The 26670-nt window shown below is 55.9% G+C and carries 25 protein-coding genes and 1 tRNA gene; 13 read left to right on the top strand and 13 right to left on the bottom strand.

Going from position 1 to position 26670, the window contains the following annotated elements; all coding sequences use genetic code 11:
* Positions 1-19: 19 nt before the first annotated feature.
* Both E3E36_RS00130 and E3E36_RS00125 read right to left on the bottom strand, forming a co-directional pair.
* A complete protein-coding gene (locus tag E3E36_RS00130) occupies positions 20-901 on the bottom strand; it encodes an MBL fold metallo-hydrolase (protein ID WP_167893456.1) in 882 nt (293 codons plus the stop codon).
* A gap of 83 nt (positions 902-984) precedes the next feature.
* Positions 985-1164, bottom strand: coding sequence for a hypothetical protein (locus tag E3E36_RS00125; protein ID WP_167893455.1), 180 nt, complete (start codon positions 1162-1164; stop codon positions 985-987).
* 151 nt (positions 1165-1315) lie between these two features.
* On the opposite strand from E3E36_RS00125, the gene E3E36_RS00120 reads away from it, so the two are divergent.
* Positions 1316-2626 (top strand): 2,3-diphosphoglycerate synthetase, encoded by a 1311-nt coding sequence (locus tag E3E36_RS00120; protein WP_167893454.1) that lies wholly within the window; start codon positions 1316-1318, stop codon positions 2624-2626.
* Positions 2623-3513, top strand: a complete 891-nt coding sequence (locus E3E36_RS00115) for a 2-phosphoglycerate kinase (protein WP_167894632.1) — start codon at positions 2623-2625, stop codon at positions 3511-3513. The genes E3E36_RS00120 and E3E36_RS00115 overlap by 4 nt, the downstream gene beginning before the upstream one ends.
* Here E3E36_RS00115 and E3E36_RS00110 read toward each other — a convergent pair.
* From E3E36_RS00110 to E3E36_RS00100, 3 genes are read right to left on the bottom strand one after another with little or no spacing between them, the layout of a single operon-like run.
* Positions 3491-5014 carry a metallophosphoesterase gene (locus E3E36_RS00110; protein WP_167893453.1) on the bottom strand — a complete coding sequence of 508 codons (1524 nt, stop codon included), beginning with the start codon at positions 5012-5014 and terminating at the stop codon, positions 3491-3493. The two genes, E3E36_RS00115 and E3E36_RS00110, sit on opposite strands and share 23 nt — an antisense overlap.
* Positions 5015-5020: 6 nt before the next feature.
* On the bottom strand, positions 5021-5428 hold the full coding sequence (locus E3E36_RS00105; protein ID WP_167893452.1) for a cyclic nucleotide-binding/CBS domain-containing protein: 408 nt from the start codon (positions 5426-5428) through the stop codon (positions 5021-5023).
* Positions 5429-5466: 38 nt separating this feature from the next.
* The gene (locus E3E36_RS00100; RefSeq protein WP_167893451.1) at positions 5467-6258 is read right to left on the bottom strand and encodes a class II glutamine amidotransferase; all 792 of its coding nucleotides are present in this window, start codon (positions 6256-6258) and stop codon (positions 5467-5469) included.
* 283 nt (positions 6259-6541) lie between these two features.
* Here E3E36_RS00100 and E3E36_RS00095 point away from each other — a divergent pair, with 283 nt between their 5' ends.
* The gene (locus E3E36_RS00095) at positions 6542-7414 is read left to right on the top strand and encodes a type I restriction enzyme HsdR N-terminal domain-containing protein (RefSeq protein ID WP_167893450.1); all 873 of its coding nucleotides are present in this window, start codon (positions 6542-6544) and stop codon (positions 7412-7414) included.
* Here the strand turns inward: E3E36_RS00095 and E3E36_RS00090 are convergent.
* From E3E36_RS00090 to E3E36_RS00080, 3 genes are all read right to left on the bottom strand, one after another.
* A complete protein-coding gene (locus tag E3E36_RS00090; protein ID WP_167893449.1) occupies positions 7411-8403 on the bottom strand; it encodes an AIR synthase family protein in 993 nt (330 codons plus the stop codon). The genes E3E36_RS00095 and E3E36_RS00090 overlap by 4 nt on opposite strands.
* Positions 8404-8505: 102 nt before the next feature.
* Complete coding sequence (locus tag E3E36_RS00085) at positions 8506-9696, bottom strand: cell wall-binding repeat-containing protein (RefSeq protein WP_206203449.1); 1191 nt, start codon at positions 9694-9696, stop codon at positions 8506-8508.
* Between the two features lie 251 nt (positions 9697-9947).
* Positions 9948-11723, bottom strand: a complete 1776-nt coding sequence (locus tag E3E36_RS00080) for a ribosome biogenesis/translation initiation ATPase RLI (RefSeq protein WP_167894631.1) — start codon at positions 11721-11723, stop codon at positions 9948-9950.
* A 447-nt stretch (positions 11724-12170) separates the two neighbouring features.
* Here E3E36_RS00080 and E3E36_RS00075 point away from each other — a divergent pair, with 447 nt between their 5' ends.
* Positions 12171-14846, top strand: a complete 2676-nt coding sequence (locus E3E36_RS00075) for a DEAD/DEAH box helicase (RefSeq protein ID WP_167893448.1) — start codon at positions 12171-12173, stop codon at positions 14844-14846.
* Between the two features lie 54 nt (positions 14847-14900).
* Here the strand turns inward: E3E36_RS00075 and E3E36_RS00070 are convergent, their stop codons facing one another.
* Positions 14901-15518, bottom strand: coding sequence for a YigZ family protein (locus E3E36_RS00070; RefSeq protein ID WP_167893447.1), 618 nt, complete (start codon positions 15516-15518; stop codon positions 14901-14903).
* Between the two features lie 3 nt (positions 15519-15521).
* Complete coding sequence (locus E3E36_RS00065; protein WP_167893446.1) at positions 15522-15968, bottom strand: HAD family hydrolase; 447 nt, start codon at positions 15966-15968, stop codon at positions 15522-15524.
* Positions 15969-16077: 109 nt separating this feature from the next.
* Here E3E36_RS00065 and E3E36_RS00060 point away from each other — a divergent pair, with 109 nt between their 5' ends.
* From E3E36_RS00060 to E3E36_RS00050, 3 genes are all read left to right on the top strand, one after another.
* The gene (locus E3E36_RS00060; protein WP_167893445.1) at positions 16078-16893 is read left to right on the top strand and encodes a phosphatase PAP2 family protein; all 816 of its coding nucleotides are present in this window, start codon (positions 16078-16080) and stop codon (positions 16891-16893) included.
* Positions 16894-16932: 39 nt separating this feature from the next.
* Positions 16933-17009, top strand: a tRNA-Thr gene (locus tag E3E36_RS00055).
* A 51-nt stretch (positions 17010-17060) separates the two neighbouring features.
* Positions 17061-17915, top strand: coding sequence for a DMT family transporter (locus E3E36_RS00050; RefSeq protein ID WP_167893444.1), 855 nt, complete (start codon positions 17061-17063; stop codon positions 17913-17915).
* On the opposite strand, the gene E3E36_RS00045 is transcribed toward E3E36_RS00050, so the two are convergent.
* Complete coding sequence (locus E3E36_RS00045; RefSeq protein WP_167893443.1) at positions 17893-18561, bottom strand: glycosyltransferase family 2 protein; 669 nt, start codon at positions 18559-18561, stop codon at positions 17893-17895. The two genes, E3E36_RS00050 and E3E36_RS00045, sit on opposite strands and share 23 nt — an antisense overlap.
* Positions 18562-19416 carry a 3-methyl-2-oxobutanoate hydroxymethyltransferase gene (panB, locus tag E3E36_RS00040; RefSeq protein ID WP_167893442.1) on the bottom strand — a complete coding sequence of 285 codons (855 nt, stop codon included), beginning with the start codon at positions 19414-19416 and terminating at the stop codon, positions 18562-18564.
* A gap of 215 nt (positions 19417-19631) precedes the next feature.
* Between panB and E3E36_RS00035 the strand changes: the two genes are divergently transcribed.
* From E3E36_RS00035 to moaC, 5 genes are read left to right on the top strand one after another with little or no spacing between them, the layout of a single operon-like run.
* Positions 19632-20060, top strand: a complete 429-nt coding sequence (locus tag E3E36_RS00035) for an archease (protein ID WP_167894630.1) — start codon at positions 19632-19634, stop codon at positions 20058-20060.
* Positions 20061-20069: 9 nt separating this feature from the next.
* Positions 20070-21005, top strand: coding sequence for a tRNA (cytosine(49)-C(5))-methyltransferase (locus tag E3E36_RS00030; RefSeq protein ID WP_167893441.1), 936 nt, complete (start codon positions 20070-20072; stop codon positions 21003-21005).
* A complete protein-coding gene (locus tag E3E36_RS00025; RefSeq protein WP_167893440.1) occupies positions 21002-21466 on the top strand; it encodes a hypothetical protein in 465 nt (154 codons plus the stop codon). The genes E3E36_RS00030 and E3E36_RS00025 overlap by 4 nt, the downstream gene beginning before the upstream one ends.
* Positions 21467-21502: 36 nt before the next feature.
* A complete protein-coding gene (locus E3E36_RS00020; RefSeq protein ID WP_167893439.1) occupies positions 21503-24385 on the top strand; it encodes an intein-containing RctB family protein in 2883 nt (960 codons plus the stop codon).
* A gap of 37 nt (positions 24386-24422) precedes the next feature.
* Positions 24423-24899 carry a cyclic pyranopterin monophosphate synthase MoaC gene (gene moaC, locus E3E36_RS00015; protein ID WP_167893438.1) on the top strand — a complete coding sequence of 159 codons (477 nt, stop codon included), beginning with the start codon at positions 24423-24425 and terminating at the stop codon, positions 24897-24899.
* Here the strand turns inward: moaC and E3E36_RS00010 are convergent.
* Entirely contained in the window at positions 24884-25387 is a 504-nt protein-coding gene (locus E3E36_RS00010; protein ID WP_167893437.1) for a hypothetical protein, read from the bottom strand. The genes moaC and E3E36_RS00010 overlap by 16 nt on opposite strands.
* Before the next feature lie 103 nt (positions 25388-25490).
* Here E3E36_RS00010 and E3E36_RS00005 point away from each other — a divergent pair.
* The coding region (locus E3E36_RS00005) for an endonuclease MutS2 (RefSeq protein ID WP_167893436.1) at positions 25491-26670 on the top strand (1180 nt) is incomplete at its 3' end.

Raw genomic sequence — 26670 nt, 5'->3', positions numbered from 1 at the left:
AGGTTGGCGACCGCAGATCTCAGTCCCTTCTCACCCTCCATCTGAGCCCGTCCTCTACGAGTGCTTCTATCTTCCCCTCATTGTAGAGCTGGGCTATGAACGCCCTAACGGGAACGAGGTTGAGTGCTAGCTTCTGAGGGGTTATGTTCACCCCGTAGCGCTTCATTATCCTGAAGGCCAGTCCGTCGGTGGACAGGGGAGTTTCAAGGAGTTTAAGCATCAGCGATTCGGTTTCCTCCACGCGATTGAGGTTGAAGTCGAGGAGAGCGATGGCCTCCTCCCCTTTGACCGGCTTCCCGTGGGATGGTATGAGGAGGTATCCGTTCTCCGCATAATTCTGCAATTCCATAATTGAAGCTTTGTATAATTCCGGGTCAACCAGGTAGGGAAGTCCAACCGAGCGGATGACCCTTTCACCGAAGAAGGAATCGCCTGCATAGATCAGGCCGTTATCCTCGTCCAGAAAGCCCGTCATCCCCGGAGAGTGGCCGTTGAGCTTGATGGCTTTTACACCAAAGGGCTCGTCGTTCCATTCAAAGACGGCGTGAACTTTAACCTCCTCCGGGAACTGGAAGACGAGGAACCCCCTAGGAGCCTTGGAGCCAAAGGTGAGGAGCTCCCTGTTCAGCGGGCTCTCCGCTACCGAGAACTCGAAGCGGTGCATGAAGAGGGGGGCGTTTATCCTTGGCGCGACGGCCACGTGGTCTGCATGGCCGTGGGTTGCAAGCTGGGCCTTGATCTCCAAGCCGAGCTTTCGTACCTCCCTTCTAAGGTCTTTGTGCCGCCCGCTCCCGTGGCCGGGGTCGATCAGGATGGCTTCCCCGCCCTCAAGAACCTTAATGAGTGTGGATGGGCTCCCCGGGTACAGGTAGGCAGAATCGCCGAGCTTTCTAAGCACCATGCTACCACCGTAGAAGTTTGGGGGAGGAGAATAAAAGACCATCGATGAAATTATTGAAGAATTGGAAAAATCGGAGAAGCACTTCAGACGTGCCTCGGGTAAAGGGTCTTCTTGCCCTCGTCCTTGGCCCTCTTGACGGCCTTCTCGATGAGAACCTTGAGCTCAGCCTCAAGGGCCTCGAAGAACTCCGGGTTGACCCTCATATCGGGGTCTATGGCCTTTATGGCTTCCTTAACCTTGGACTTAACTATCATCTCGGCCATCTTCAACACCTCCGCTTTACGGGGCCTTCTGGAGGCCACCATTAGTTTTATTTGCAGGGGGTTTATAACCTTTCCTACGCCCCGGGGGGCCATGACGATCCGGGTGGCAAAAGGTTAAATCCCCCTGAGGCAATGCTCAGTTGGTGGTGGTATGAGAGGGAAAGGAAAGCTCGCCTTGATAGACGGCGAGCACTATCCTGACGTTATTGCTTGGGCCCTCCAAAAGCTGGGGGACGTGTGCTGTGCGGTGTTCCTTGGTGGGACGGAGAAAATAGGGAACATATCCGAGATCGAGGAGAAGATTGGCGTTAAAATATACCATGCTCCCGATTATTTGGATGCCATCAGGGCCGCACTCACGGAGAACGAAGTGACAGAAGTTGTTGACCTGAGCGACGAGCCGGTTATCAACTACGAGGATCGCTTCAGGATAGCCTCCATATGTATGCTCCATGGCGTGCCCTACAGGGGCGCCGATTTCCAGTTCTTCCCGAGGCCGATGAAAAGGGCGAACAAGCCCACGCTAGCGGTGATAGGCACGGGAAAGAGGGTCGGAAAAACCGCAGTGAGCGGGTTCATAGCAAGAATCCTTAAGGGGATAGCCAGGCCCGTTATCGTCACCATGGGGCGGGGTGGCCCTGCGGAGCCGGAGGTGATCGACGGGGAGAGGTTCAGAATAACGCCCGACTTCCTGGTAAAGCTGGCCGAGAACGGGAGACATGCGGCGTCGGATCACTTCGAGGACGCCCTGACCGCAGGGGTGACGACCATAGGCTGCCGGAGATGTGGCGGGGGGATGGCGGGGTTTTCCTTCTTTGACGTCATTGACGAGGGTGTGAAGCTGGCTGAAAGCCTCCCCCACGACCTGATAATCCTTGAGGGCAGTGGCGCCACCTTCCCATCTTATCGGGCCGATGGGTACATACTTATAACCAGCGCCAGGGGAAGGCCTGATTTTCTCAGGGGCTACTTCGGCCCCTTCAGAGTGGCCCTCGCGGACATAGTTGTTGTAACGATGGCCGACTCCGCAGGAGAGGACAGGCTCAGGAGCGTGGTGGACGCTATACGGTCCGTGAACAGGGACGCGGACATACACCTGACGGCGTTTCAGCCCAGGCCCCTGGGGGATGTGTCCGGAAAAAGACTCGGCCTCGTGATGACGTCTGCTGACGCACTCCTCCGGACGGCGGAACGGCTAGAGGCGATGGGAGCGGAGGTCGTTGCGGTTTCGGCCAACCTGTCCCGCAGAGAGCTCCTGGTGAAGGATCTGGAGGGGTTTGGGGACATAGAGGCAGTTGCCGTCGAATTAAAGGCGGCGGCGGTGGATGTGGTCACAAAATGGGCGCTGGAGAGGGGGCTGGAGGTCATATACCTTGACAATGAGCCAGTTAACGTGGACGGAAAGGATCTCCGGGGGGCAGTTCTTGAGCTCGGGCGGAGGGTGCTGGAGGGATGGCGATGATAATCGTGACTGATCCTGAAAAAAAGATACGCCTGCCGTTTTCCAGGGGGATACTGACCCGTTCCATAACCCTTGCAGGTGTTGAGGTGGGTATAGCGTACATAATCGCAACCGAAGTTCAGAAGGATCTGAACGAGAAGGGCCTCAAGCTCGTGACCACCGAGGAGATAAGAGAGCTCACATACAGGAAGCTTCTCGACCATGGTCTCAAGGAGGCGGCCAAGCGTTACCTCTTCTGGCGCCAGCTGAGGCGCCTCAAAGTTCCGATAATGATACTCCTTGGGGGTGCAACGGGAGTTGGAAAGTCTACCATAGCGACTGAACTGGCCTTCCGCCTGGGCATACGGAGCGTTATCGGGACTGACACCATAAGGGAGGTTATGAGAAAGATAATCGCGCCCGAGCTCCTCCCGGACCTCCACACCTCGTCTTTCCTCGCATGGAGGACTGTCCAGACGGGCAGGGCGGGCAATTCTCCCCTTATACGGGGCTTTGAGAACCAGGTGCAGCACGTCTCCGTTGGTGTCAGCGCCGTGCTGGAGAGGGCGTACCGGGAAGGATTCAACACGATAATAGAGGGCATCCACTTGGTTCCCGGCTACATCGAACTGGGGGAGAACAGCTTTATGTACATTATAACAGTGAGGGGAAGAAAAGAACTTGAGGCACGCTTCTATGAGCGGGCGAGGTACAGCAAGAGACCAGCCGACTACTACCTCGAACACCTGGACGCCATACTTGAAATACAGGAGTTCATAGTCAAAAAGGCGGGGCAGCATGGCGTTCCCGTGATAGACAACCTGGAGCTTGAGGGGACTGTCACCGCGATAATGGAGGACATTATGGAGAGGCTCATGGGGAGGCTCAGGGAGTATCTGGATGTTTAAATGGCCCCTTTATCTTCCATATCCCTACCAGCCTCCCCGAGCCCCACGTGGCCTGTATTTCGAAGATCACCACCATGTCCGGGTAGATGTCTATCAGGTTGAACGTGTTCCCGTAGGGGTTCCTGTGGAGCTCCCAGCTTATGGAGCCCGAATTGACCACGGGAGTTTTTTCAATTTTCACACCAAAGGAGTTGCCCCCGTGTCCGGTAAGGACAAGGTTGGCCTCGTTTTCTGTAACCACCCTGAGAACGTCCCCCGCGTCCTCAAGGAAGCCCACTTCTCTGCTCCTCGGGATGGGTACGATGTTGTGGTGCATTACGACCACGGTGAATTTCTCCCTGTACTCATTAAGGCGCTTTTCCAGCTCCTTCTGGCCTATCCTCCCGACGACGCCTATGGGCGTCTCATACTGGGCGCTCCTCACAGGGATGAACGCGAAGTCCCCCAGCTCAATTATCTCCGGCTCCCCAAAGTATTCCAGGAACAGGTCGTATCCCAGGTATGTTATGTCGTTGTGCCCGGGGACGACGAGCTTTTCGGCCTTTATTCTCTCGTGGAGCTCGTAGGCCCTCTCGTAGTATCGCTCAATCCCCATGTCAACGACGTCCCCGCAGTGCACGACTATGTCCGGCCTCAGCTTTTCGTTTATCATCCGGATGGCGTTTTCGAGGACTTTGCGCCTGAAGTATATCCTGTCAGAGACGTTGCTCTCGCTCATCTGGACTATCCTTATGAGGCGTTTGCCCCGAGGAATAAAGAGCTTGGGCTTCAGCGGACGGTGTTCTCTTTTCATGGTGTCCCCGGTAACGCGCTTCACTGTCACCTCCACCCTTCCGTTCTCGTGGAGGGTTATGATGTTGTAGCTGTTTACGTCACCTTTTCTCGTCTTCCTGCAGGACGTACAGCCTGCGTTGACCACCACCAGATCCTCGACCCGGTACACGTTGGGCACGTGCTTGTGGCCGCAGGTGTAGAGGTTGACCTCGTGCCTCAGGAGCAGATCAAGGACATCGCCGGCGTTGAACAGAACGTTCCTCTCTCTGCCAGTGTCGGGGAGCGGGACGAGGTGGTGGTGGGCCGCGACTATTTTGAACTTCCTGTCGGAGTACCTCTCCAGCTGTTTTTTGAGCCACTTGAACTTGTGACCCCCCACCCGGCCATCGCTCAGGTCGGGTATCGTGGAGTCAACCCATATGAGAACCCCGTCCCTGAACTCAAAGACCCCGTTCAATGGGCCGATGAACCTCTCAAAGAGCTCGTACCCGACGTTCCTGACGTCGTGGTTGCCGGGAACAACCACCAGAGGCTTTTCTATCTTCCTGAGCTCATAGGACGCCCTTTCGTACTCCTCCCTGAGCCCCTGGTTGGTCACATCACCGGTGTGGATAACGAAATCAAACCCCCTACGGTTTATCTCGTTGGCGATGAGGTCGTAGGCGTAGCTTTTGTACGCACTTCCTCCAGTTACGTGTGTGTCGCTTATGTGGGCTATCCTTATCATGGGGCATCACTCAGCCGCTATGGCTGTCTCAAGCCTCCTCCTGCTCGCGGAAAGGAGATCGCTGAGGGAGAATATCCCGACTATCCGCCCGTTTTCCTCTATCAGCATGTGTTTGACCCTCTTCTTTGCCATTATGTCGAGGACGTCCCTAAGGGGCGTGTTGACGTCCACGGTTATCAGCTCGCGGCTCATTATTTCCTTTACTGGTGTCGTGTTGGGGAGGCCGGGGATCACAACGCGCCTTATAATGTCGCTCTTGGTGAAGAAGCCCACGACGTTGTTCCTCTCTATAACAACAAGGGAGCCTATGTCGAACTCCACCATGATCTCGCAGGCGCGTTTGACGGTGTCCTCCGGCTCAACCCCTATGAGCTTCCGGGTCATATAAACCCTGATGGGGGCACCCTTCTCCATCCAACCACCTCCCGCAGTACTCGACAGGGAAATACGGCCTACAGGTGGAGGGACTTTACCTCGAAACCCTCCCCATCAATCTTCAGGTAGAAGGCCGTTTCGTTTGGAACCTCCCGGTACTCTTCCGGGTGATAGAGCTCCAGCGTCGATGAGGCCACCGCAAAGATGTTCCCCCTTTCAAGCACCAGGAGCCTGGCGTAGTCCCGGTGCAGGGGATCTTTCAGGTAGCCTTCGGACATCCTGGCGGTTATGAACGCCCTGAAGCCCAACCTCGAATCATAGAACAGTGCGGCCGTGTTGAAGACAGACCTCACAGTCTCCTCGATGGCCCTGTATTGGACCAGAAGATCGCTGAGGTTCGGGCTCTGGAGCCTTCTGCAGAGGTATGTTGCGAACACGTACGTATCGGAAGCCCCCTCCAGCTCCCGCGCTTCGAGCTCCGCCATTTCGATTATCCTCTCCTTATCCAGGTCACCGTTGTGGATGAGCCAGAACGTGAATCCGTGCCTGCTTGAAAACGCCAGGGGTTGGACATTGAACAGGCCCTTAACCCCCTGAGATGCAGCCCGGGAGTGGGCCATCAGCACGGTGAAGCCGTTCAGCTCATCTTTAAGGGACTCCACGGCCCGGAGATCCTCGAAGATCGGCCTGGCTGTGCGGTAGTGCCTGACACTTCCTTCCCTCAGGAGGACGTATCCCCACCCGTCCCTGTGCTGGGATCCCCTCCCCCGCCTTTCCTTGTATGGGTCCCTCTTGGAGGACTTTACCAGGGCGTCAACAAGGGGGGCCATTTCCCGCCCGTCGCCGACCGCGAACAGTATCCTGCACATTTTTCCCACCGCGGTATCTTGTTCGTTCCCCCCAAAAGCTTTTAGGTCTGGACGGATAGAGAAGCTCATGCTGGTGGGTGGGAGTGAGGCATGGAAGCCCCGGCGGGGGTTTCTACGCCACCCGCGCCGCACACGTCACTGCGGATAGAGGGGGCTGGCGGCTCTCACATTCTCCAGTTCCCGAACCCGCGTGAGATGCCGGAAATACGGCAGGTGCTGAGGGTGCGCCGCCCGCTGTGGGGGGAGATCTGGGGGGAGGGAAGTACGTGCTGGGGGTGTGAGCATGGATGGACTCAGACGGGCCGTCTCAAACGTTCTCAGAAAAATAAAGGCCCACAGGGAGCTGTACACAAAGAATGAGGAGGCTGTAAAGCAGCACCTAATTGGGGAGGTATTTCAGGCCCTCGGGTGGGACTGGAACAACCCCGAGGAAGTGCGGCCCGAGGAGAGAACCGAGGACGGGAGGGCTGACTACGCGCTCATACTCGACGGTTCGGTCTTTGCGTACGTTGAAGCCAAGAACCTCGGTGTCAATATAGCCAGAAAGGACGAACCCCTCAGACAGCTCGCCAGGTACTGCTTCAATGCGGGGGTTAGATACGGCATCCTGACCAACGGTTCGGTGTGGATAGCGGTTAAGGCGTTCGAAGAGGGCTCCAGGCTCTGGGACCGGGTCCTTCTTAAGGTGGATATCGAGAACGAGCCCGTTGAGCGCTCATTGCTGAAGCTTTCCCTTCTGTCTAAGGAGAAAATACGGGACATCGAAAGGCTCTCGTCTCTCCTGAAGGCACTGGAGCTCAGTTTCTCCGGGTTGAAAAAAGAGGGCTATCCCGAAGACGTCCTGGTGGAGTACTTGACATCGGGCGGGGCGTCTGGCCTTGTGCCCGTCGCGGATCTAACGGGAAGGGAAAAACCCAGGGCGGCTTACGTCCACGATGGGGGCTGGAAGATGCTCCCCCTGCCGGAGAAGAGCGTTAAAGGTGTCCTGATGGCCGTCCTGCTCTACATGGAGAAGAGGGCTGCGGGCTACCAGAAGGAGGAGATACGAAAAGCCTACGAGCACATAAAGGCGGTCCGGATCAGCCCGGAGGCCGCTCTGAAGGTGCTCAAAAAGCTTGAGGAGGAAGAGGGGCTGAGGGTAGCAGTGGAGCTTTAGACAACTTTCCACAGCTCATCGCTGTCCGGCCTTTCTAGGGGGCGTCTGGTGCCTTTTTCGCAGATGACCCTTTCTCCGGGGTCTTCTGTAAACTCCCCTATCACCGCGGCGTTTATGCCCTTTTCCGAGAGTGCGGCCATAATCTTCCCAGTGTTCTCCTTCGGGGCCGCTATCATAAGGGCGCCGGAGCTTATAAGCGCCAGCGGGTTCAGACCATAGAACCCGCATATCCTGACGGTCTCTTCCCTCACGGGTATCCTGTCTTTGTAGACAACAAAGCCCAGCCCAGCGGCGTCGGCCATCTCGTGGAGGCCGTTTGCCACTCCTCCCTCAGTGGGGTCGTGCATGGCATGGACGCCGACCTCGTTGGCCGTGAGGGCATCTTCCACGACGCTTATCATCTCGATGAAAGACCTCGCCCTCTCGACGAATTCCCTTCCAAAGGCCCTCTCCAGCTCTTCTCCTCTCTCGTTCGCTATTATCGCGGTTCCCTCAAGGCCGGCCCACTTTGTGAGGATTATCGCATCCCCCGGCCTTGCCCCGTTTGATGTGACCAGTTTGTCTTTCTCCACCTCTCCGAGCATTGTGCCGACGACGATGGGCCTCTTTAGCCCCGGAGTTACCTCTGTATGACCACCCACAATGGCTATTCCGAGCCCTGATGCGCTTTTATGCAGCTCCTCCATTATTCCGGCCAGGAGGCTTTCATCCGCGTTCTCTGGCAGGAGTATGCTCACCAGAAACCACTTTGGCCTGGCCCCAAACGTAGCTACGTCGTTGGCGTTGACATGAACCGCGTAGAAGCCGATTCTCTTTTCAGCCCCGGTGATTGGATCCGTCGAGGCAACGAGAACGGAAGAGCCGAAGTCTACCGCGGCGGCATCAACGCCAAGGTCTGCCCCTATGATGACCCTCTCTCCCCTGGCCCCCAGGTGGTTGAACACGAGCTCCCTGAGCTTTTCAGGCGGAACCTTGCCTGGCGGCAGCATGTGAATCACCCCTGTTTCTGAAGTCCCAGCCGCTCTGGTATCTCTCACACGCTTAAATTACTTTGCCCTGTATCCAATAAAAATAGAGATGTTGCAAGGGGCTCATGGGGCCCCATGACCACCAAACGGGACGTGCTTGCCCCTTCTGAGGGAGAGTCTCTCCTTGAGGTACAGCGTCTTCAGGCTCATCCGTATCTCCATCAGCAGGCTGTGGGCAGCGTCGATGTCCCCCTGCTCCAGCGCCTTCTTGGCCGCGTCCACAAGGGTCTCTATTTCGGAGACGTTAACACCACTCCTCTTTAGAACCTCCAGCTGGGCACTGATCATTCTGAGCTTTATTTCCAGCCCCATCTCCTTGTTGGTCTTGAGCATCGCCTGCCACTCCCTGGAGGCCATTCTGATTGCGAACTCGGCGTGGGCCTTAGCGGCTATGGCCTGTCCGTAGGCCCTGCCGTAGTTGCCGGCGGTGTATGCCTCCTTGGCCAGTTTGAGCTCCTCCTTCGCAAGGTCGAGCATCCTTTCAGCGACTTTCTCCATCTGCGGCGGCAGGGTAACGTTCGCCATCATCTCCTCGGCTGTCGCCACCCTCTGCTCGCTCATGTTGATGGCCTCCATGGCCATCTCGGCCGTTATGTTGACCCGGACTTCGCTGACGTTGGCCCCGATGCCGCCGTGCATCGCCAGCTGCTTCATGACCCTTTCTGCGATCCTCTCCATGGCGGCGCTCCCAACGACGGTCACGTTCCTAGGATGGATCCTCATTCTGGCGATGACCCCGGGGACATCGGTGCTTTCGTTGGCAAATATAATTACCGCCCTCGTTCTCATGGCCTTTTTGATGGCCTCCCTGATTCCAGCAGTATCATTACCAGGCACCACTACCATGTCGTCCCCGAACCTGAGCCCAAGCCTGACCGTTGCGTTCCCTATAACTGCCATGTTTGTCTCGTACCTGTTCCGGCCCCACCAGCGCTCGGTGGTTATGTTGAACTCCTGGAGGTCGTCTATGTACTGGTCAACGACGGCGTCCGGGCCGCCGATTATTATGACCTCATCGGGGGCGTGGCTTATGATCTCCGCGGTGACGTTGGGGTCGTAGACGCCCCACTGGGTCGTTACCACCACTGCTCCCGTGAGGTTAGCAATGTACTGGGCGAGTGCGCCGTCAGCCTCGTTGTCGCTGACAAGTATAACAGTCACAGTGGTTTCCCCGGCAGAGACACTGCCAAAGGCGAACCCTGCCGATATCAACATCAAACCAAAGAGCAATGCCACGCCTTTTTTCCACATCATGGCGCTTCACCTCGATTGTCTCTATGAGAGAGTACCTATTTAAGCCTTTTTCACGAAATCGTATCCTTAGGTTTGCGTTTGTTCACAATGAGGTGTTCTCCCAGGCTTCTTTCAGTTTTACCGTTAAACAACGTTAGCCAACGTTTATCTGGGTTTATAGGATACCCATCAAGCTCCGTCCGGTGAACTACTCCCAGAGCGCGGACTGCTGAAGAAGAAAAGGTACAGGAATGGAAGTATGGGTAGAAAAATCATGGGGCAACGTAGTAGTACTCCCCCATCTCCTTCTGCTCCCTGTCCTTGACGCTTCCTTCCTTGTTGGCCCTTGGCCTTCCGGTGTCTGGGTCGCGTCTGAAGGTTACTCCCACACTGGCCAGGAAGCGGTTCATGCCCTCGCGCATTCCCGTCGGCGGCAGGGCCCTACCGTACTTGCCAGGCTCTCCCTCGAAGACCATTATCCTGTCGCTTATGTAGTCTATCATGAGGACGTCGTGCTCTACTACGAGGGCAGTCTTTCCTTCCTTCTCCATGAGGTGCCTTATCGCCCTTGATACAGCCAAGCGCTGCTCGACGTCGAGGTAGGCTGAGGGCTCGTCGAGCAGGTAGAGGTCGGCATCGCGTATGAGCGCCGCAGTTATAGCGACCCTCTGCAACTCTCCACCGCTCAGCTCGTTCACCTGCTTGTCGTAGAGGTCTGGAATGCCCAGCGGGTTTAACAGCTCGGTCTTGTAGAAGTTGCTGAGGAGCTTTGAGGCATCTATCTTGCTCAGGAGGTCGTAAACCGTTCCCTCATAGTCTGCCTTGATGTACTGGGGCTTGTAACTGACCTTGAGCTCCCAGTCAACCTCGCCCTCCGTCGGCTTCTCCACTCCGGCCAGCATCTTCACGAAGGTGGTCTTACCGATACCGTTTGGGCCAACGATGCTAACCACTTCACCCATGTAGAGCGTCCCTGGCTCGGCCTCCAGTCTGAACCCACCGTAGTCCTTGACGAGGCGCGGATACTCAACGAGTATCTCGCTCGCCTGGCTCTGCCTCTCGCTGGACTTGGTGAAGCGTATCTCGTAGGGCCTAAATCTAACGTTCTCGTCTCTTAGGTAACCCCTGAGGAACTCGTTGATGCCGTTCCTCGTTCCCTTCGGCTGGGAGAAGATACCGTAAGCGCCAGGCTTACCGTAGACGACGTGGATTATGTCGCTCAGGTAGTCGAGAACCGCCAGGTCGTGCTCGACAGTTAAGACGGCCTTTCCTGAGTTGGCAAGCTTCCTTATTATCCTCGCGACCTTGAGGCGCTGTCGTATATCGAGGTAGCTGGAGGGCTCGTCAAAGAAGTAGAAGTGTGCATTCCTGAGCAGAGCCGCGGCTATTGCAACCCTCTGCAGCTCACCACCGCTTAGCTGGTCTATGTTCCTATCTAGGACGTTCCTGAGCTCGAGCTCATCAACAACTTCATCGAATGCTCCAATCTCGTCTGCCCTCTTGAGTAAGTCTCTCACCTTGCCCTTCACTGCCTTGGGGATTAAATCGACGTACTGGGGCTTGACAACGGGTCTAATCTCCTTGTTTTTCAGCCTCTCAAAGTAGGTCTGGAGCTCGTTGCCGCGGAAGGCCCTGATAACGTTGTCCCAGCTGTCGTTGTCTCCACAGAGGTTCGGGAGGAGCTGGCCGGCGAGTATCTTGACCGCGGTGGTCTTACCGGTTCCGTTTGGACCAAGGATTCCGACGACCATACCGTCCTTGACGACCGGCAGGCGGTACAGCACAAAGGCGTTGACGCCGTAGCGGTGGACGCAGCCCTCTTCAAGCTCCTCCGGGAGGTTCACGATGGTTATCGCGTTGAACGGGCACTTGTGAACGCAGATTCCACAGCCGGTACAGCTTGCCTCTTGGATTATGGGCCTGTAGTTCTCCTCGTCGATGATTATAGCCTCGCCACCCATTCGATTGACTGGGCAGACGCGCTCACACAGGAAGTGCCCGCACTTGTCAGGGTTGCACTTGTCGTAATCGATGACCGCGATCCTCATTCTCACCACCGGGTTAGGCTGAGGAAGAGGGTTTTAAAGGGTTGCGGGTTGGATAATCCTTGTTGTCTCGATAGCTTAGGGACTGTTCCTGTCCCTCCATCTTACAACTTCCCTCGTCCAAAACTCCCCCGCTTCCCCTTCGGTGGTGGGGGAGAGGAGGAACAGCACCATGACAAAAAGGCCGCCGAACAGCACCCCAAAGAAGATGGCTGGACTGTTTCTCGATGCGAGCAGGAGAATAATCTACAGTCCCAGGATAAAGAGCGTTAGTTTTATCTTCCTTCGCTTCTTCGCCTTTATCTGCTCCGCCCACATCCTAACGTATTCGTCCTCATGGGCATCCATGGTGATCCCCATAATCATTCTGAGGGCGGTGTTTAAATCGCTTATTGTGTTGGTGTCCTCGCCCCCAGAAATTTTTTAGCGGTTTCCCCCCAATATATCTCCATGTCCCTCTTCGAGACCCTCAAACCCCTCAAGTCTGAAATAGCCAAAGTTCACGTTTTTCCTCCGAGAGGCGGCGAGTTCTCCGATTTTCGGTTCAACAACCCCGAGATAAACGAGCTCCTCGAAGAACTCGGCTTTTCCCTCTACCGCCATCAGGTTGAGGCCCTCGAAAGCCTCTACTCCGGGAAGAACATCGTTGTAACAACCCCGACCGCCAGCGGGAAGAGCGAGATATTCCGGCTGGCGATATTCGACTCCTACCTTTCCAACCCCCGGGCAACCTATCTCCTCGTTTATCCGACGCGCGCCCTCATAAACAACCAGCTTGAGAAGTTTTCCCTCCAGAACATCATCTTCTATCGCCTCACCGGGAAATTCGTGCCCGCGAGGATTCTGACGGGTGACGTCTCCTGGGAGAAGCGCAGGGAAATCCTCCGCGAGAGGCCGCGGGTAATATTCACGACCCCGGATATGCTCCACTACAACATCCTCAGGAGATGGCGCGACTACGAGTGGCTTTTGAGGAACCTCCGCTATCTCGTCGTGGACGAGCTTCACGTTTATCGCGGCGTCTTCGGAAGCAACGCGGCTTACCTGTTCAGACGGCTGGCCTTCAGGCTCAAGCGCCTCGGCGCGAAGCCTCAAATAATAGCCCTCTCAGCGACACTGAGAAACCCAAGGGAGTTTGCAGAGAAGCTTTTTAGAGCTGAGTTCGAGCCGGTAAGCGAGGCCAGGAACCCCTTCCCGAGGCGGTACTTAATCCTCTTCGAGCCCAAGAACCTCGACGAGAGACAGCTTTTGAGGGCCGTTGTGGAGAGGCTCGCCGAGAAGAAGATTAAGACTCTCGTCTTCTTCGACTCACGTAAAGGAACGGAGAAGCTCATGCGCTTCCTCCTCAATTCGCCAGTCTTCCACAAGACGAGCACCTACAAAGGGACGCTGCCTAAAAACATCCGCTGGGAGATAGAACGGGACTTCAAGGAGGGGAAGCTTCTCGTTCTCCTAACAACCAACGCCCTCGAGCTCGGCATCGACATCGGCGATCTGGATGCGGTGATAAACTACGGCATTCCGCCCGACGGTCTCTTCTCACTCATCCAGCGCTTTGGAAGGGCCGGAAGGAGCGCCGATAGGGAAGCGATAAACGGCATTGTCCTCAGGAAGAACGGGTTGGATTATTACTACCGCGAGCACTTCGACGAGCTAACCGAGAGGCTCGAGAAGGGCATAATCGAGTACATGCCAGTCAACCTGGAGAACGAGCGCATAGCGGAGAAGCACCTGCACTATCTGCTCACTGAAATAGGAGTAATCGAGTGGGACGAACTGGACGAGTTCGAGCGAAAGGTGATGGAGAGGCTTGTTATAGAGCGCAGGGCCTCGCTCAGGAAGAACCCAATAACAGGCAAGCTCGAGGTCAGACCTTTGAGGCCCGCTTTCAGCTACTCCTCCCTCAGGACGGCCACCGACGAGAGCTTCTTCCTCGTCAAGGACGAGCCCTGGATAAGGGCGAAGCTGATGCAGAAGCGGGACATTGGAGAGCTTCTCCGCTTCGTCAACTGGCTCAAGATAAAGGGCTACCTCATCGAGGAGGTCGATGCCGACGAGTATCACCGCTCACTCCTCCCTGGAATGGCCTACTTCTCCCGCGGGGAGCTTTACATGTCAGGAGAGCGCTTAACCCTTGGAAAGTTCCACTTCGTCTTCGCCAGGCAGTTAAATCGCCTCTGGGACGTGGAGACATTCGTGAGCAAGCGCGAGGAGGTAGAGATACTTGAGACAACGGCGAGCAAAGCGTATAGGGGCGTCGAGATATGTCTCGGCCGGCTCAGGGTGAGGCATATCTATACTGGCTTCGCCATCAAGGGCAACGACGTGGGCAACTACGTGGCTGAACTGATGAGGCTGAAGGAGGCGGGAGTCCTGAAGGGTGAAATCTATTCCCCCCTGAGCGGTGAGAGGGTCAAGGCCGACGAAGACTTCTCGATACTCAACTGGGAAAGGTTCGCCAGGGTTGAGTTCGAGGAGCCCCACATTAGGGAGTTCGAGACCGAGGGAATCTGGCTCGTCTTCCCTGACTGGATACGAGAGATTCCGAACGAGGAGTTCAGGGAATTTTTCGGCATAGCTGCGGAGAAAGGCAAGGAAGACCTCGCTTTCACCCTCTACGAGAACCTGGACAGAAAGAAGCTCTTCCCCATCTACCTCGGTGCCACGAGCCACGTCATCAGGAAGGCCATAGGCGACACCCTCCAGCGTTTTGGAATAAACGAGGAGGAGCTGGCCTTTGCGATAAAGAAGATGGTGGACAGCAAGGATGGAATAGGCTCGGCCCTTCACGCCATAGAGCACAACATTATCAAGATAGCGCCCATCTTCACCTACGTCGATTCACGCGAGCTCGGCGGCTACAGCTACGCGAGCTTCCCCAATCCGCCCCACGTAGGGAAGCCAGTGGTGTTTATCTACGACGGCAACGAGTTCGGCGCTGGGCTGGCGCCAATACTCTACGAGAACGCCGAAAAACTGATGGAGAAGAGTTTAGAGCACCTGAAGGGCTGCGAATGCAAAGACGGCTGCCCGGTCTGCGTCCTCTCGCCGAAGTGCGGCACCTTCAATGAGTTCCTTGATAAATGGATGGCGATAAGGGTGTGGGAGAAAATTCTGGGGAAATAATGTTAACGTCGAGCGATTTTTACATACCATGTAATTTACATGGGATGTAAAAAATCACAGGCTCCTCATGAACAGCGGTCTCAGTCTGACTCTTCCCTTCGTCCTCTCCGTGAGGAGCTCCATCAGGGACTCTGCTTCACCCTTCCGCGTCTCGACCGTGAACTTAACCAGTCCGCCGTATTCCTCTCCGACTATTCTGCCGCCTGCCTTCTCAACAGTCTCCTTTACAACGTGGAAGAGGTTGTAGGGGAGGGTAACCTCAAAACGCTCGGTTTCGTAGATTTCGACGATGCCAGCCTTATCTATGGCCAAGCTGGCCGCATCGCTGTAGGCCTTAACAAGCCCGCCGTAGCCGAGCTTTATGCCGCCGAAGTAGCGCGTAACCACGACAACAACGTTGCTCAGACCTTTGTTCTGGATGACCTTTAAGACAGGCTTCCCTGCTGAGCCTTTAGGCTCGCCATCGTCATCGTAGCGAACGGCGAAGTTCTTCCCATCGTTGATGAGGTAGGCTGAGACGTTGTGAGTCGCGTCCCTGTGGTGGGCTTTTATTTTGGCTATGAACGCCTTGGCATCCTTCTCACTATCCGCGGGTGAGGCATAGCCTATGAAAACCGACTTTTTGATTACCAGCTCAGCCGTTCCGATTTTCTTCAGCGTTCTGTACCCCATAGCTCACCCTCTGAGCGTCGCTATCAGCTTCCTTTCATCTAGGAGCATCGCTATGGCATCCCTAACGTCCTTAACAATGATGTCGCTCGCCAAGAGTGCATCAACGGTGGCCCCTTCGGGCCCGACGACACAGAAGGCCAGTTCTGCCCCCTCAAGCATCGCCACGTCGTTGTTGCCGTTGCCGACTGCGGCATAGGGTTTGTAGCCCTCCGCTATCCTGGCCTTCTCAGCACCGCTGGAAACTCTCTCAACCCTGACCGGTAGGCCTTTCAGCTCCTCCTCCAGAGTGCCGAAGGTGTCAGCGCTCAGAACGACAACTGTGTACCTGTCGGCGAGCCTTTCCAGCAGGTGCCTGACCTCCTCGTCGACCTTACCCCCTTCCCCAAGGGTTCCGTTGAGGTCAAAGAGGACGGCATAAAACTCAATAATCCCATAGTTTGGAATCTCCATTTCGATCCACCATCACCTAGTGGGGTGTAAGCTTTTTAAGGGCTTAGGAGATAAGCTCCACCGCATTCACCTTGTGGAAGTTAAGGGCCTGACTACCGGGGGTAAAAGCATGGACACGCTCCGTCAGAGACTCCACGATCCCGCTGTCCTTCTGAGGCTCAACGCGTTTCTTATGAGCTACTTTGGCTGGATCGCCTTCGGCATAATTTACGGCTATCTGGGCCGCTGGAGCATTGATTTTACCGGTAGCTTCCTTGAACTTCCACTGACCTCAAGGGATCTCGTGCTCGGCCTCGTGGAGCTCACTAAGAGCGTTCCCTTCCTGGACCCCCTATTTTCGGCCGTGTACTACCTGGGTTTTTCCGGCTCAATTGCACTAACGGTGGCATACCTCCTCCTCTACAAGCGCGACCTTGAGGGCTCGGATGAACTGTTCCTGAGGTACCTTGGGGCATACGCTGTTGCTGGTGTGGTGTACCTAGTGGCCCACGTCCACGCTCCACACATGGTTTACGGCATGCCTGGCTATACTTCCGTGAACACCCTGCTGACCAGGCAGGAGTTCGTTCTGCCGTCCCTTCACAACACTTTTGTGGCCATACACATAATAACCCTCTGGAAGTACAGAAAAAGCCCAAGCGGAAGAGCTCTGATAGGGATGAACACAATGATACCATTTGCCACCGTCCTCCTGGGTCACCACTGGATCTACGATGTGGTAACAGGATTCCTGCTCGGCATCGCCGTCTCCCGGTTCACGGAGGGGAGGCACACGGACATCCCGGAGGTACTGTACGGCATCGAGGTCCGGTCTCTGAGGCGGATCACTGTCTTTAACCTCCTCCTGGCTATCCTTGTCCTGATAGTTGCGGTTGACCCCGAGAGGTGGCACGAACTCGTGACGGGCATCCTACAGAACCCGTGAGTAAAGCTTATAAACTCCCCTGAAACCTTAACATCGGGTGCCGGGGTAGCCTAGCTCGGCAGGGCGGCGGACTCGTAATCCGCAGGTCCCGGGTTCAAATCCCGGTCCCGGCTCCACACTTCTGAATTCCCGATAGGGATTTAAGGCTGTTCTTCTGAATAACGACCATGGATAGGGAGTTTCTCGGGGGAATGCTGGCACTGGTGGGGGCTATCATCTACGGGATCGAACCAGTGGTCATCAAGTCCAACCCCTCAAACCCGATCAGTTTTGCCGCCCTCTCCGCAATGGTTGCATCTCTCTTTCTGTGGGCCGCCGTTCTTTCGGAGGGCGGCCTCGATGAGCTCAGGCACAGCTCCGAGAGCATCAAAACGGCATTTTTCATGGGGTTTTTCGGCACTGCCCTGGCGTACCTTGCGTACTCCCTCGGCGCCAGGATGAGCACCGCCATTAACGCCGCCCTGATAACGAGGAGCGAGGTTCTGTGGTCATTCTTTCTTTCATGGTTCTTCTTAGGAGAGAGAATAACAAAACGGCTTGTCGCTTATTCATCCGTAATCCTGTTCGGACTCGTCATCGTCATAACGCAGGGTCAAGCGATAGAGCCGCATCTAGGCGACCTGCTCCTTCTCCTCGTGCCCCTGTTCTGGCAGATTGGGCATGTCATAGCCAAAAGGCTGCCATACAGCCCGTCCCTGATAGCTGCACTCAGGAACACTTTTGGGTTCCTGCTTCTCCTCCCGCTTGCTGTCGCCACGGGGCTTGAGCTGTCTATATTCGTCGTGGCCGAGGGCATAGTTATCGCATTCGGCCAGCTTGTGTGGTACGCTTCAATAAAGCGCATAAACCTCTCCAAGGCCACCGCAATAATAACCCCGGCCCCGGCAGTTGCCATAGGGCTGGGCGTTCTCATGGGGGAGACACTGACCGTCCACCATGCCCTCGGATTTATCCTCATAACCCTCGGAACGCTGGGTGCAGTAAAGGTAAAGAGCGAGCTCAGAACCCGAGGTACACCCTAAGAAATCTGAAAACATCCCTGATGCCGAAGCGTCCCTCCCTAGAGGGGTCGTATATCATACTAACGGGCACTTCCTTTATCCTAGCCCCCATCTTTGCGGCCTTGAAGAGCATCTCCGTTTCGACCTCGTATCGGTCGCTTTCTATCCCGGGGAGGAACTCGCGCCTGAAGGCTCTGAAACCGCTCTGAGTGTCGTAGATGTACATGCCAAGCTTGAACCTGATCAAGCGGGTCGTGATTATGTTGCTAAGGCGCCTGTGGAGGGGCCTTTTTCCGGCCTCCTCGACCTTCCTGGCACCTATGACCATGTCCGCCTCGCCGCTGACTACCGGCTCAACGAGCTTGATTATCTCCTCAGGTTTGTGCTGGCCGTCGGCGTCCATGAAAACTATGATCTCTCCAGTAGCTTCCTTCACGCCTGCCCTCATGGCTGCTCCTTTTCCGCTGTTCTTCTCGAGTCTCAGCGCTTTAATCCTGGGGTCTTTTTTGCTGTATTCCACGGCCACCCTATAGGTGCTGTCGCTGCTCCCATCGTCCACAACGATTACTTCATCCACGAACTCTGGAATCCTCTCAAGGACTTTCCCGATTCGTTTTGCCTCGTTGTATGCTGGAATTATGACAGTTATCCTCTTACCTTTCAGCATTCACTCATCCTCCAGCCTCTCAAGAACCTTCCGGGCCTTTTTCCTGAAGTCGTCCTTATCGAGGAATTCCCAGTAGTGCTCCTTTGCAGGGAAAGAGCCGTTCTTGACCTCTTCACGGTAGTTCTCGAGGGCGAGGCGGATCATCCCACCTATGTCAGCGTACTTCTTGACGAAGGGCGGGACGTTCTCGTAAATCCCGAGGAGGTCGTGCCAGACCAGAACCTGTCCGTCCACGTATGGCCCGGCCCCGATGCCGATGGTCGGAATGGAGACCTCTTCTGTTACCAGCTTCGCAACGTCCGCGAGGGTAAATTCTATGACGACGGCAAAAGCTCCAGCCCTCTCCAACGCTTTAGCATCGCGCAGGATTTCCTCGATTTCTTCCTCAGTCTCTCCCATGAGCCTGTAGCCGCCCAGGCGGAGGAAGCGCTGCGGGGTAAGGCCCGTATGTCCCATCACCGGAATGCCCATGCGGACGAGCTTCCTCACGAGCTCCCTGTGATCGTAGCCGCCCTCGATCTTTACCGCGTCCGCCCCGGCCTGAATCAGCCGCACCGCGTTCCTCAAACCTTCATCCGTGTCTATCTCGTAGCTCCCGAAGGGCATGTCTGCCAAAACGAGGGCCCGCTTTACCGCCTTTGAAACGGCCCTCGTGTGGTAGACCATCTGCTCCATGCTCACGTTCAGAGTGTTGGACTCCCCGTAAACGACCATGCCGAGGGAGTCCCCAATGAAGATTATGTCAATCCCCGCTTTGTCTGCTATCATTGCGGAGGGGTAATCGTAAGCCGTTACCATCGCTATCTTTTCCTTCCCCTTCATCTCGATTATACGTCTCGGCGTTATCTCCCTCATATCACCACCTCTACCATTTCGACGGCGGTCTAATTAACGGTTTCGATTGGTGGGGTTTATAAAATCCTCCTCCAAACCCCTGTACGGTGTGAGTAGTGACAGGAGAGAAATTCATAGAGCCGGTTCCGGTTAAGGGTAAACCTTCCGAAGAGACCCTGCGGGAAATGTGGGATGAGGGAGAGCGCAGGATTATGGGGGAGGGAGGTGGTAAGGATATGCGTGAGTGGGAGCACTACGAGCACACCGCCGACATTGGCATCAGGGGTTACGGTGATACTCTCGAGGAGGCCTTCGAGGCCGTTGCGCTGGCCCTCTTTGATGTCATGGTCGACGTGAGGAAGGTCGAGCCGAAGGAGTGCCGCGAAGTCAAAACCGAAGGGAAGGATCTTGAGGCTTTGCTCTACAACTTCCTTGAGGAGCTCCTCGTTCTGCACGACATAGAGGGCCTCGTCTTCGGCGATGTGGCGGTCGAGATAGAGAAAGCGGACGAGGGTTACAGGATTAAAGCGAAGGCCTGCGGTGAGCCCATCGACTACGAGAGGCACGAGCCGAAGGAGGAAGTGAAGGCGATAACCTACCACGACATGAAGATCGAGAGGCTGCCGGACGGCAGGTGGATGGCCCAGCTGGTTCCCGACCTGTGAGGTGGTTCCATGAGCGCGAGGGACAGAATCAGGGAGGTAAACCCAGCTTTTTACGAGCGCTATTCAAAGCTCGAAGACACGGACGAGTTCTGGGAGTTCATAGTAAGGCCGCTCAGGCAAAGCATAAGGGTTAACACTCTCAAGGCACCGCTTGAGGTAGTCGTGGAAAGGCTGAGCGAGGAGTTCGAGCTGGAGCAGATCCCCTGGGCCCGCGAGGGGTTTTTCATCAACGTGGACAACCTTGCCAAGGTTCCGGAGCACGGCCTGGGTTTGGTCTTTGGCCAAGAAGCCAGCTCGATGATTCCTCCTGTGGTGCTGGATCCAAAGCCGGGAGAGCTGGTTTTGGATATGGCCGCTGCTCCGGGCTCCAAGACGGGCCAGATGGCCCAGTACATGGAGAACGAGGGCTGTATAATAGCCAATGACCCCAAGCTCAGCAGGGCCAACGTCCTCATCGCGAACCTCAACAGGATGGGCGTCTTAAACACCCGCGTAACTACAAAGGACGGGGCCTACTTCGCCCGCTTCACGAATACCTTCAACAGAATCCTCCTCGACGCACCGTGCTCCTCCGTGGGGATGATACGGAAGAAGTGGCGTTTCCTGGAGGAGTGGCGGCTCAGGGGCGTCATTAAGTACATGAACATCCAGAAGAGGCTCATCAGGGCGGCGTACGAGGCATTAAAGCCCGGTGGGACGCTCGTCTATTCCACCTGCACGATAGACCCGCTCGAAAACGAGGAGGTCGTTGACTACCTGCTCCGGAAGACCGACGCGAGGCTCGAGCGCATAGACCTGCCCGTGAAGACCAGCGAGCCGATCCTCGAGTGGGAGGGGAGAACCTACTCGGAGGAGCTGAGAAAGGCCCTGAGGATTCATCCCAACGACAACGACACCGAGGCGTTTTTCATCGCAAAGATTGTAAAGCCGGAGGGAGGGGCATGAACGACAATCCGAGGGCGGAGATAGGGCAGACAAATGACGCCGAACTCGTCAAAAGGCTCCTCATTGAGAACTACGGCTATGCGCCGGAGCTTGTCTATGAGATACGCGGGAGGTATCACAAGGTCTACGCCTGGAAGCCCTGCTCCCTTGAAATCAGGGGCCCCGACAGAAACGGGGTGTACTTCGGCAGGGTGGAGAGCGACGGGATAAGGCTGAGCATCGAAGGTTCCTTCCTCGTTGGGCCGAAAGCCACAAAGAACGTCGTTGAGCTGGACGACGGGAGGGCTAAGCGGTATCTGGCCGGCGAGAGCGTGGAGATTGATGATAAAGACCTTCACGGATGGGTGATAGTCAAGTGGCGCTCCTACTACCTCGGCTCGGCCAAGGCCAAGGAGGGCAGGCTCATAAACTACGTGCCGAAGGAGAGGAGGCTGAAGCTCGAAGACCCCACGAAAGCTTAAAATAACGTTAGGGTAATCTAAACAGGAGGTAGGAGGATGGTGCCGCTGAAGAGGATAGATAAAATACGCTGGGAGATACCGAAGTACGACAAGAGAATGCGCGTTCCGGGCAGGGTTTACGCTGACGACCAGCTGATAGAGAAGATGAGGGGAGACAGAACCCTTGAGCAGGCTGCCAACGTTGCGATGCTCCCCGGCATCTACAAGTACTCAATCGTCATGCCCGACGGTCACCAGGGCTACGGCTTCCCGATTGGCGGAGTGGCGGCGTTTGACGTGAAGGAGGGCGTTATAAGCCCCGGAGGAGTTGGATACGACATCAATTGCCTTGCTCCAGGCTCAAAAGTCCTGACGGAGCACGGATACTGGATTAAAGTTGAAGAGCTGCCCGAGAAGTTCAAGCTCCAGGGTGTGAAGGTCTACAACCTCGACGAGGGTCACAACGACGCCTCAAGGGTTGCCTTCGTTGCCGAGAGGGAAGTCGAGGGGAACGAACTCGCCGTGAGGATAACGACGGAGAGCGGTAGGGTAATAGAGGGCAGCGAGGACCACCCGGTTCTAACGCCCCAGGGATACGTCTACATGGGGGACGTAAAGGAAGGCGAGCTGGTAATAGTTTACCCCTTCGAGGGTGTAGAATACGAGGAAAGAAAGGGCATCGTCCTCAACGAGGATGCGTTCAAGGACGAGGACCCCCAGGTGCTGAACTTCCTCCGCGAGAGAAACCTGATCCCGCTCCGCTGGGATGACCCCAGGGTGGGAACGATAGCTAGGATACTGGGCTTTGCCTTCGGCGACGGCCACCTCGGCGAAATGTCCGGCAGACTTACACTGGCCTTCTACGGGAAGGAAGAAACCCTTAGGGAGCTCAAGAAGGACCTTGAGAGGCTCGGAATAAGTGCGAACCTCTACGTCCGCGAGAGGGGCTACAGCATCGAAACAACCAGCGGGCACTACGAGGGTAGGAGCATCTCCGCGGAGCTAAGGGTTACATCAAGGAGCTTCGCACTCCTCCTAGAGAAACTCGGCATGCCGAGGGGCAAGAAGACAGAGATAACCTACCGCGTTCCCGGGTGGATAATGGAAGCCCCCCTCTGGGTCAAGAGGAACTTCCTGGCCGGACTCTTCGCGGCGGACGGAAGCATAGTCGAGTTCAAGGGCAACACACCGCTCCCAATAAACCTCACCCAGTCGAAGGATGAAAGCCTCTCCGAAAACCTTGCCGAGTTCCTCGGCGACGTTGCAAAGCTACTGGAGGAGTTCGGCATAAAGACAACCCTTTACGAGGTCAAGTCAAGGAAGGGCGTGACCTACAGGCTCTCGATAGTGGGCGAGGAGAGCGTTAAGGCCTTCGTGGAGAGGATAAATTACGAGTACGACCTCGAAAAGAAGGCCAAGGGTCTCATCGCGGCCGCCTATCTCAAGCTCAAGGAGCGCGTTAGAGAAGAGCGCAGAATGGCCATTGAAAAAGCAAGGGAAATCTACGAGAGAACCGGGAGCGTAAAGAAGGCCTACGAAGCCGTCAAGGACGTTGTACACAGGCGCTTCGTTGAGAGGAGCATCTACGAGGGTTACAGAGAACCAAGGGTTCCGAAGGACTTCCCGACCTTCGAGGAGTTCGCGAAGGAGAGGGGCTACGAGGGCGGCTTTGTTGCGGAGAGGGTTGCAAAGGTCGAGAAGGTCAGGCCTTCATACGACAAATTCTACGACATCGGAGTCTATCACGAGGCCCACAACTTCATAGCCAACGGCGTTGTCGTCCACAACTGCGGCGTCCGCTTAATCAGGACCAACCTCACCGAGAAGGAAGTAAGACCTCGCATCAAGGAGCTCGTGGACACGCTCTTTAGGAACGTACCCTCGGGACTGGGAAGCAAGGGAAGGGTGAGACTCCACTGGACGCAGCTTGACGACGTTCTCGCTGACGGTGCCAAGTGGGCAGTTGACAACGGCTACGGCTGGAAGGAGGACTTGGAGCACCTCGAGGAAGGCGGAAGGATGGAAGGTGCGGATCCAAATGCCGTCAGCCAGAAGGCAAAGCAGCGCGGAGCACCTCAGCTCGGTTCCCTCGGCTCAGGAAACCACTTCCTTGAGGTTCAGGTGGTTGATAAGGTCTTCGACGAGAAGATAGCGGAAGCCTACGGCCTCTTCGAGGGGCAGGTCGTCGTCATGATTCACACCGGAAGCAGGGGGCTCGGGCACCAAGTGGCGAGCGACTACCTCAGGATAATGGAGAAGGCCAACCGGAAGTACGGGGTTCCGTGGCCCGATAGAGAACTTGTCAGTGTTCCCTTCCAGACGGAGGAGGGACAGCGCTATTTCAGCGCGATGAAGGCCGCTGCCAACTTCGCGTGGGCCAACCGGCAGATGATAACCCACTGGGTCAGGGAGAGCTTTGAGGAGGTCTTCAAGAGGAAGGCCGAGGACATGGAGATGCACATCGTTTACGACGTCGCTCACAACATAGCGAAGGTAGAGGAGCACGTCGTTGACGGCAGAAAGGTCAAGGTCGTCGTCCACAGGAAGGGAGCCACGAGGGCCTTCCCTGCCGGCCACCCGGACGTTCCGAAGGCCTACAGGGATGTCGGTCAGCCGGTTCTGATTCCAGGTTCGATGGGAACCGCGAGCTACGTTCTTGCTGGTGCCGAGGGCTCGATGACGGAGACCTTTGGTTCGACCTGCCACGGTGCCGGAAGACTGCTCAGCAGGAAGGCCGCCACCAGGCAGTACCGCGGCGACAGGCTCAAGAACGAGCTTGCAAGGCAGGGCATCTACATCCGCGCGGCCTCTCTCAGGGTTGTGGCTGAAGAAGCACCTGGAGCCTACAAGAGCGTTGACAACGTCGTCAACGTAGTCCACGAGGCGGGGATAGCGAACCTGGTTGCAAGAATGCGCCCGATGGGCGTTGCGAAGGGATGATCTCATCCTTTTTCTTCAACCCTATGGGGGCCATCAAATGAAGGAACTAACCCACGTAGATGATAGGGGCGTTAAGATGGTCGAAGTGGGCCACAAAGGGGTGGTCTTCAGGAAGGCCGTCGCAAAGGGCAGAATACGGCTCAGGCCGGAAACTATAGAGCTCATAAAGGCCGGAAAGACGAAGAAGGGTAACGTCATAGCCACGGCCCAGATAGCCGGAATCCTCGCGGTGAAAAAAACACCAGAACTCATACCCCTCTGCCACCCAATACCGCTCACAGGCGTTGACATCACCTTCGAGTTTGGGGAGGACTACATAGAAGCCACCTGCGAGGTCCGCGCGACGTACAAGACGGGCGTCGAGATGGAGGCCCTGACAGGCGTGAGCGTCGCCCTGCTGACGATATGGGACATGGTGAAGGCCGTCGAAAAGGACGAAAAGGGCCAGTACCCGTTCACCAGGATAGAGGACATCCACGTCGTCAGGAAAGAAAAAGGTCAGGCCTTGCAGTAGCCGAGGATGAGGTACTCTAAAGCTTTGGCGATGTCGTTGAAGAATAAGCCAAGGAATATCAGCAGGAAGCTTCCGATGGGGTTCTCCTTTATCCTGTTTATGATGCCGAAGCTTATCGCTATCCAGATGGCCGCAGAGGGGATCTCAAGTAGGAGCTTCGACTTCAGGGACAGCTCGCGCAGGAGGAAGCGCTTGAGACCGTTCTCGTCCCTTGCCAGGTAAGAGTTTGGGTTCCAGTCCTTCCCGGTTATCTTCTCCGTACTTCTAGCAAGGTACGTCGTCCCCTTGAAGCGGAGGACGTAGACGTATTCCCCATAGGTCGTGGATATAAAGGACTCCACCTCAAGCTCCAGGTCGAGCTCTCCCTGAAGCTTCCAGACGTGGGCACCCCTCCGCCCGAATCCCTCAAGAATATCCCCCGGCTCGAATTTCTTTAGGTCTGCCACCAGGATCGTGTAAGCTGGTCGAAGTATTTTCTCGACTATCACATGCACCCACCCATATTGTTTCAGGATTACTCACACAGTTTATAAAGATTACCCGCCCTTCGTTTCAGGTAAGTTTTTTAGGCCCTGCCACGTTCCTTAAACGATGACCCTCAAGCTCAATCCGGAAGCCAGGGCTATACACAGGTCGATCCAGGGAGAGGTAAAGAAGCGGTTAGTCCTTCCTGAGAGCGCCCGTTTTCTGGACAGTTTTGAGCCGGTTTCAGACAGGGAGGAAATTCTCCGCAGGCAAGTCTACCTCCGCGAAAACCTCTCAAAGATCCGGCCCGAGATTAGAGATCACCTATCCCGCGTGAAGCCCATAAAGTTCAGGCGGGACTTCCTTCACGATCGGATTCTGGTAGTCGATGAGGATGAGCTCGAAAAGGCCGAGGGGTTGAACCTGTGTGAAGTCACAACGAGTATCGAGGAGGCGGAAGGTTACCCCCTCGTCCTCAGCACGGTCGGTTATGGAATAGACGTCGAACTTACGCCCTCCCAGGTGGCCCCGGAGCTCTACGTCATGCCCCTGTGGGAGAACAGGGAGACTCTTGAAGCCTTGGCTAAAATAGGGGAGCTAACCGGAAGGGAGAGCGTTGCCGGGAAAATCCTTGATGCCCTGAGTTCCCTGGAAGACATCATGGAAAAGAGAAAGCTGCTCGAAAACCTTGAGGAGACAATAGCCGAGAAGGAGCGTGAGCTCAACGAGAAAATCTCCGAGAAGCTTGAGAAGTTCAGCCTTACCCTCAGCGGAAAGGAGCTTCTGGACTTTCTGGGTGAGCTCAAGGCCGGAAACTACGAGGCGATATTCAGGCACTTTGGTGAGGTGGAGGGTGAAATTCTCGACCTGATAAACGATGCAGAGAACGAGCTCGCCGAAAGGCTCGGTGTGACGATGGAGCTTTTCTCCCGCGAGGAGCTTTACCCGGTGAGTGTTCCTCCCGAGAGGGTCGAGATGCTGAGGCAGGAGCTTGAGGGGGAGCTGAAGGTGGAGCTCTACCTGCGGAGCAGGGAGATGCTTGAGAAGATACGCTCGTTCCTGCCGAAGATGAGGGAGGAGCTGGAGCGCGTCTACGAGCTCGATTTTCTCCAGGCGGTTAAGGGGTTCACAGAGGGCTTCACGTTCCCCGAAATATGGGATGGTGGAATCGCCTTTATCAACGGGCGTCATCTTTTCATCGAGAAACCCCAGCCGGTGAGCTACGTTGTTGGAGATAAGCCGGAAGGCTTCGATGTTCCGGATTCAGGTGCCCCGGAGGATGAGAGGGTCGTCATCCTCACAGGGG

Source organism: Thermococcus sp. M36 (genome assembly GCF_012027355.1).
Taxonomy (GTDB): Archaea; Methanobacteriota_B; Thermococci; order Thermococcales; family Thermococcaceae; genus Thermococcus.
The sequence above is the reverse complement of the archived record's forward strand: the minus strand, read 5'-3'. Positions and strand labels throughout refer to the sequence as shown.

Bases quoted from the DNA above. Each gene is read 5' to 3' on its own strand.
- E3E36_RS00020 (WP_167893439.1), top strand. From the start codon at position 21,503: ATGGTGCCGCTGAAGAGGATAGATAAAATACGCTGGGAGATACCGAAG.
- E3E36_RS00090 (WP_167893449.1), bottom strand. From the start codon at position 8,403: ATGCTGCCGCCAGGCAAGGTTCCGCCTGAAAAGCTCAGGGAGCTCGTG.
- moaC (WP_167893438.1), top strand. From the start codon at position 24,423: ATGAAGGAACTAACCCACGTAGATGATAGGGGCGTTAAGATGGTCGAA.
- E3E36_RS00045 (WP_167893443.1), bottom strand. From the start codon at position 18,561: ATGCTGAAAGGTAAGAGGATAACTGTCATAATTCCAGCATACAACGAG.
- E3E36_RS00085 (WP_206203449.1), bottom strand. From the start codon at position 9,696: ATGATGTGGAAAAAAGGCGTGGCATTGCTCTTTGGTTTGATGTTGATA.
- E3E36_RS00065 (WP_167893446.1), bottom strand. From the start codon at position 15,968: ATGGAGATTCCAAACTATGGGATTATTGAGTTTTATGCCGTCCTCTTT.
- E3E36_RS00125 (WP_167893455.1), bottom strand. From the start codon at position 1,164: ATGGCCGAGATGATAGTTAAGTCCAAGGTTAAGGAAGCCATAAAGGCC.
- E3E36_RS00050 (WP_167893444.1), top strand. From the start codon at position 17,061: ATGGATAGGGAGTTTCTCGGGGGAATGCTGGCACTGGTGGGGGCTATC.
- E3E36_RS00105 (WP_167893452.1), bottom strand. From the start codon at position 5,428: ATGGAGAAGGGTGCCCCCATCAGGGTTTATATGACCCGGAAGCTCATA.
- E3E36_RS00110 (WP_167893453.1), bottom strand. From the start codon at position 5,014: ATGATAAGGATAGCCCACATAAGCGACACACACGTAACTGGAGGAAGT.
- E3E36_RS00120 (WP_167893454.1), top strand. From the start codon at position 1,316: ATGAGAGGGAAAGGAAAGCTCGCCTTGATAGACGGCGAGCACTATCCT.
- E3E36_RS00030 (WP_167893441.1), top strand. From the start codon at position 20,070: ATGAGCGCGAGGGACAGAATCAGGGAGGTAAACCCAGCTTTTTACGAG.
- E3E36_RS00035 (WP_167894630.1), top strand. From the start codon at position 19,632: ATGCGTGAGTGGGAGCACTACGAGCACACCGCCGACATTGGCATCAGG.
- E3E36_RS00100 (WP_167893451.1), bottom strand. From the start codon at position 6,258: ATGTGCAGGATACTGTTCGCGGTCGGCGACGGGCGGGAAATGGCCCCC.
- E3E36_RS00130 (WP_167893456.1), bottom strand. From the start codon at position 901: ATGGTGCTTAGAAAGCTCGGCGATTCTGCCTACCTGTACCCGGGGAGC.
- E3E36_RS00025 (WP_167893440.1), top strand. From the start codon at position 21,002: ATGAACGACAATCCGAGGGCGGAGATAGGGCAGACAAATGACGCCGAA.
- E3E36_RS00115 (WP_167894632.1), top strand. From the start codon at position 2,623: ATGATAATCGTGACTGATCCTGAAAAAAAGATACGCCTGCCGTTTTCC.
- E3E36_RS00075 (WP_167893448.1), top strand. From the start codon at position 12,171: ATGTCCCTCTTCGAGACCCTCAAACCCCTCAAGTCTGAAATAGCCAAA.
- E3E36_RS00060 (WP_167893445.1), top strand. From the start codon at position 16,078: ATGGACACGCTCCGTCAGAGACTCCACGATCCCGCTGTCCTTCTGAGG.
- panB (WP_167893442.1), bottom strand. From the start codon at position 19,416: ATGAGGGAGATAACGCCGAGACGTATAATCGAGATGAAGGGGAAGGAA.
- E3E36_RS00095 (WP_167893450.1), top strand. From the start codon at position 6,542: ATGGATGGACTCAGACGGGCCGTCTCAAACGTTCTCAGAAAAATAAAG.
- E3E36_RS00070 (WP_167893447.1), bottom strand. From the start codon at position 15,518: ATGGGGTACAGAACGCTGAAGAAAATCGGAACGGCTGAGCTGGTAATC.
- E3E36_RS00080 (WP_167894631.1), bottom strand. From the start codon at position 11,723: ATGAGGATCGCGGTCATCGATTACGACAAGTGCAACCCTGACAAGTGC.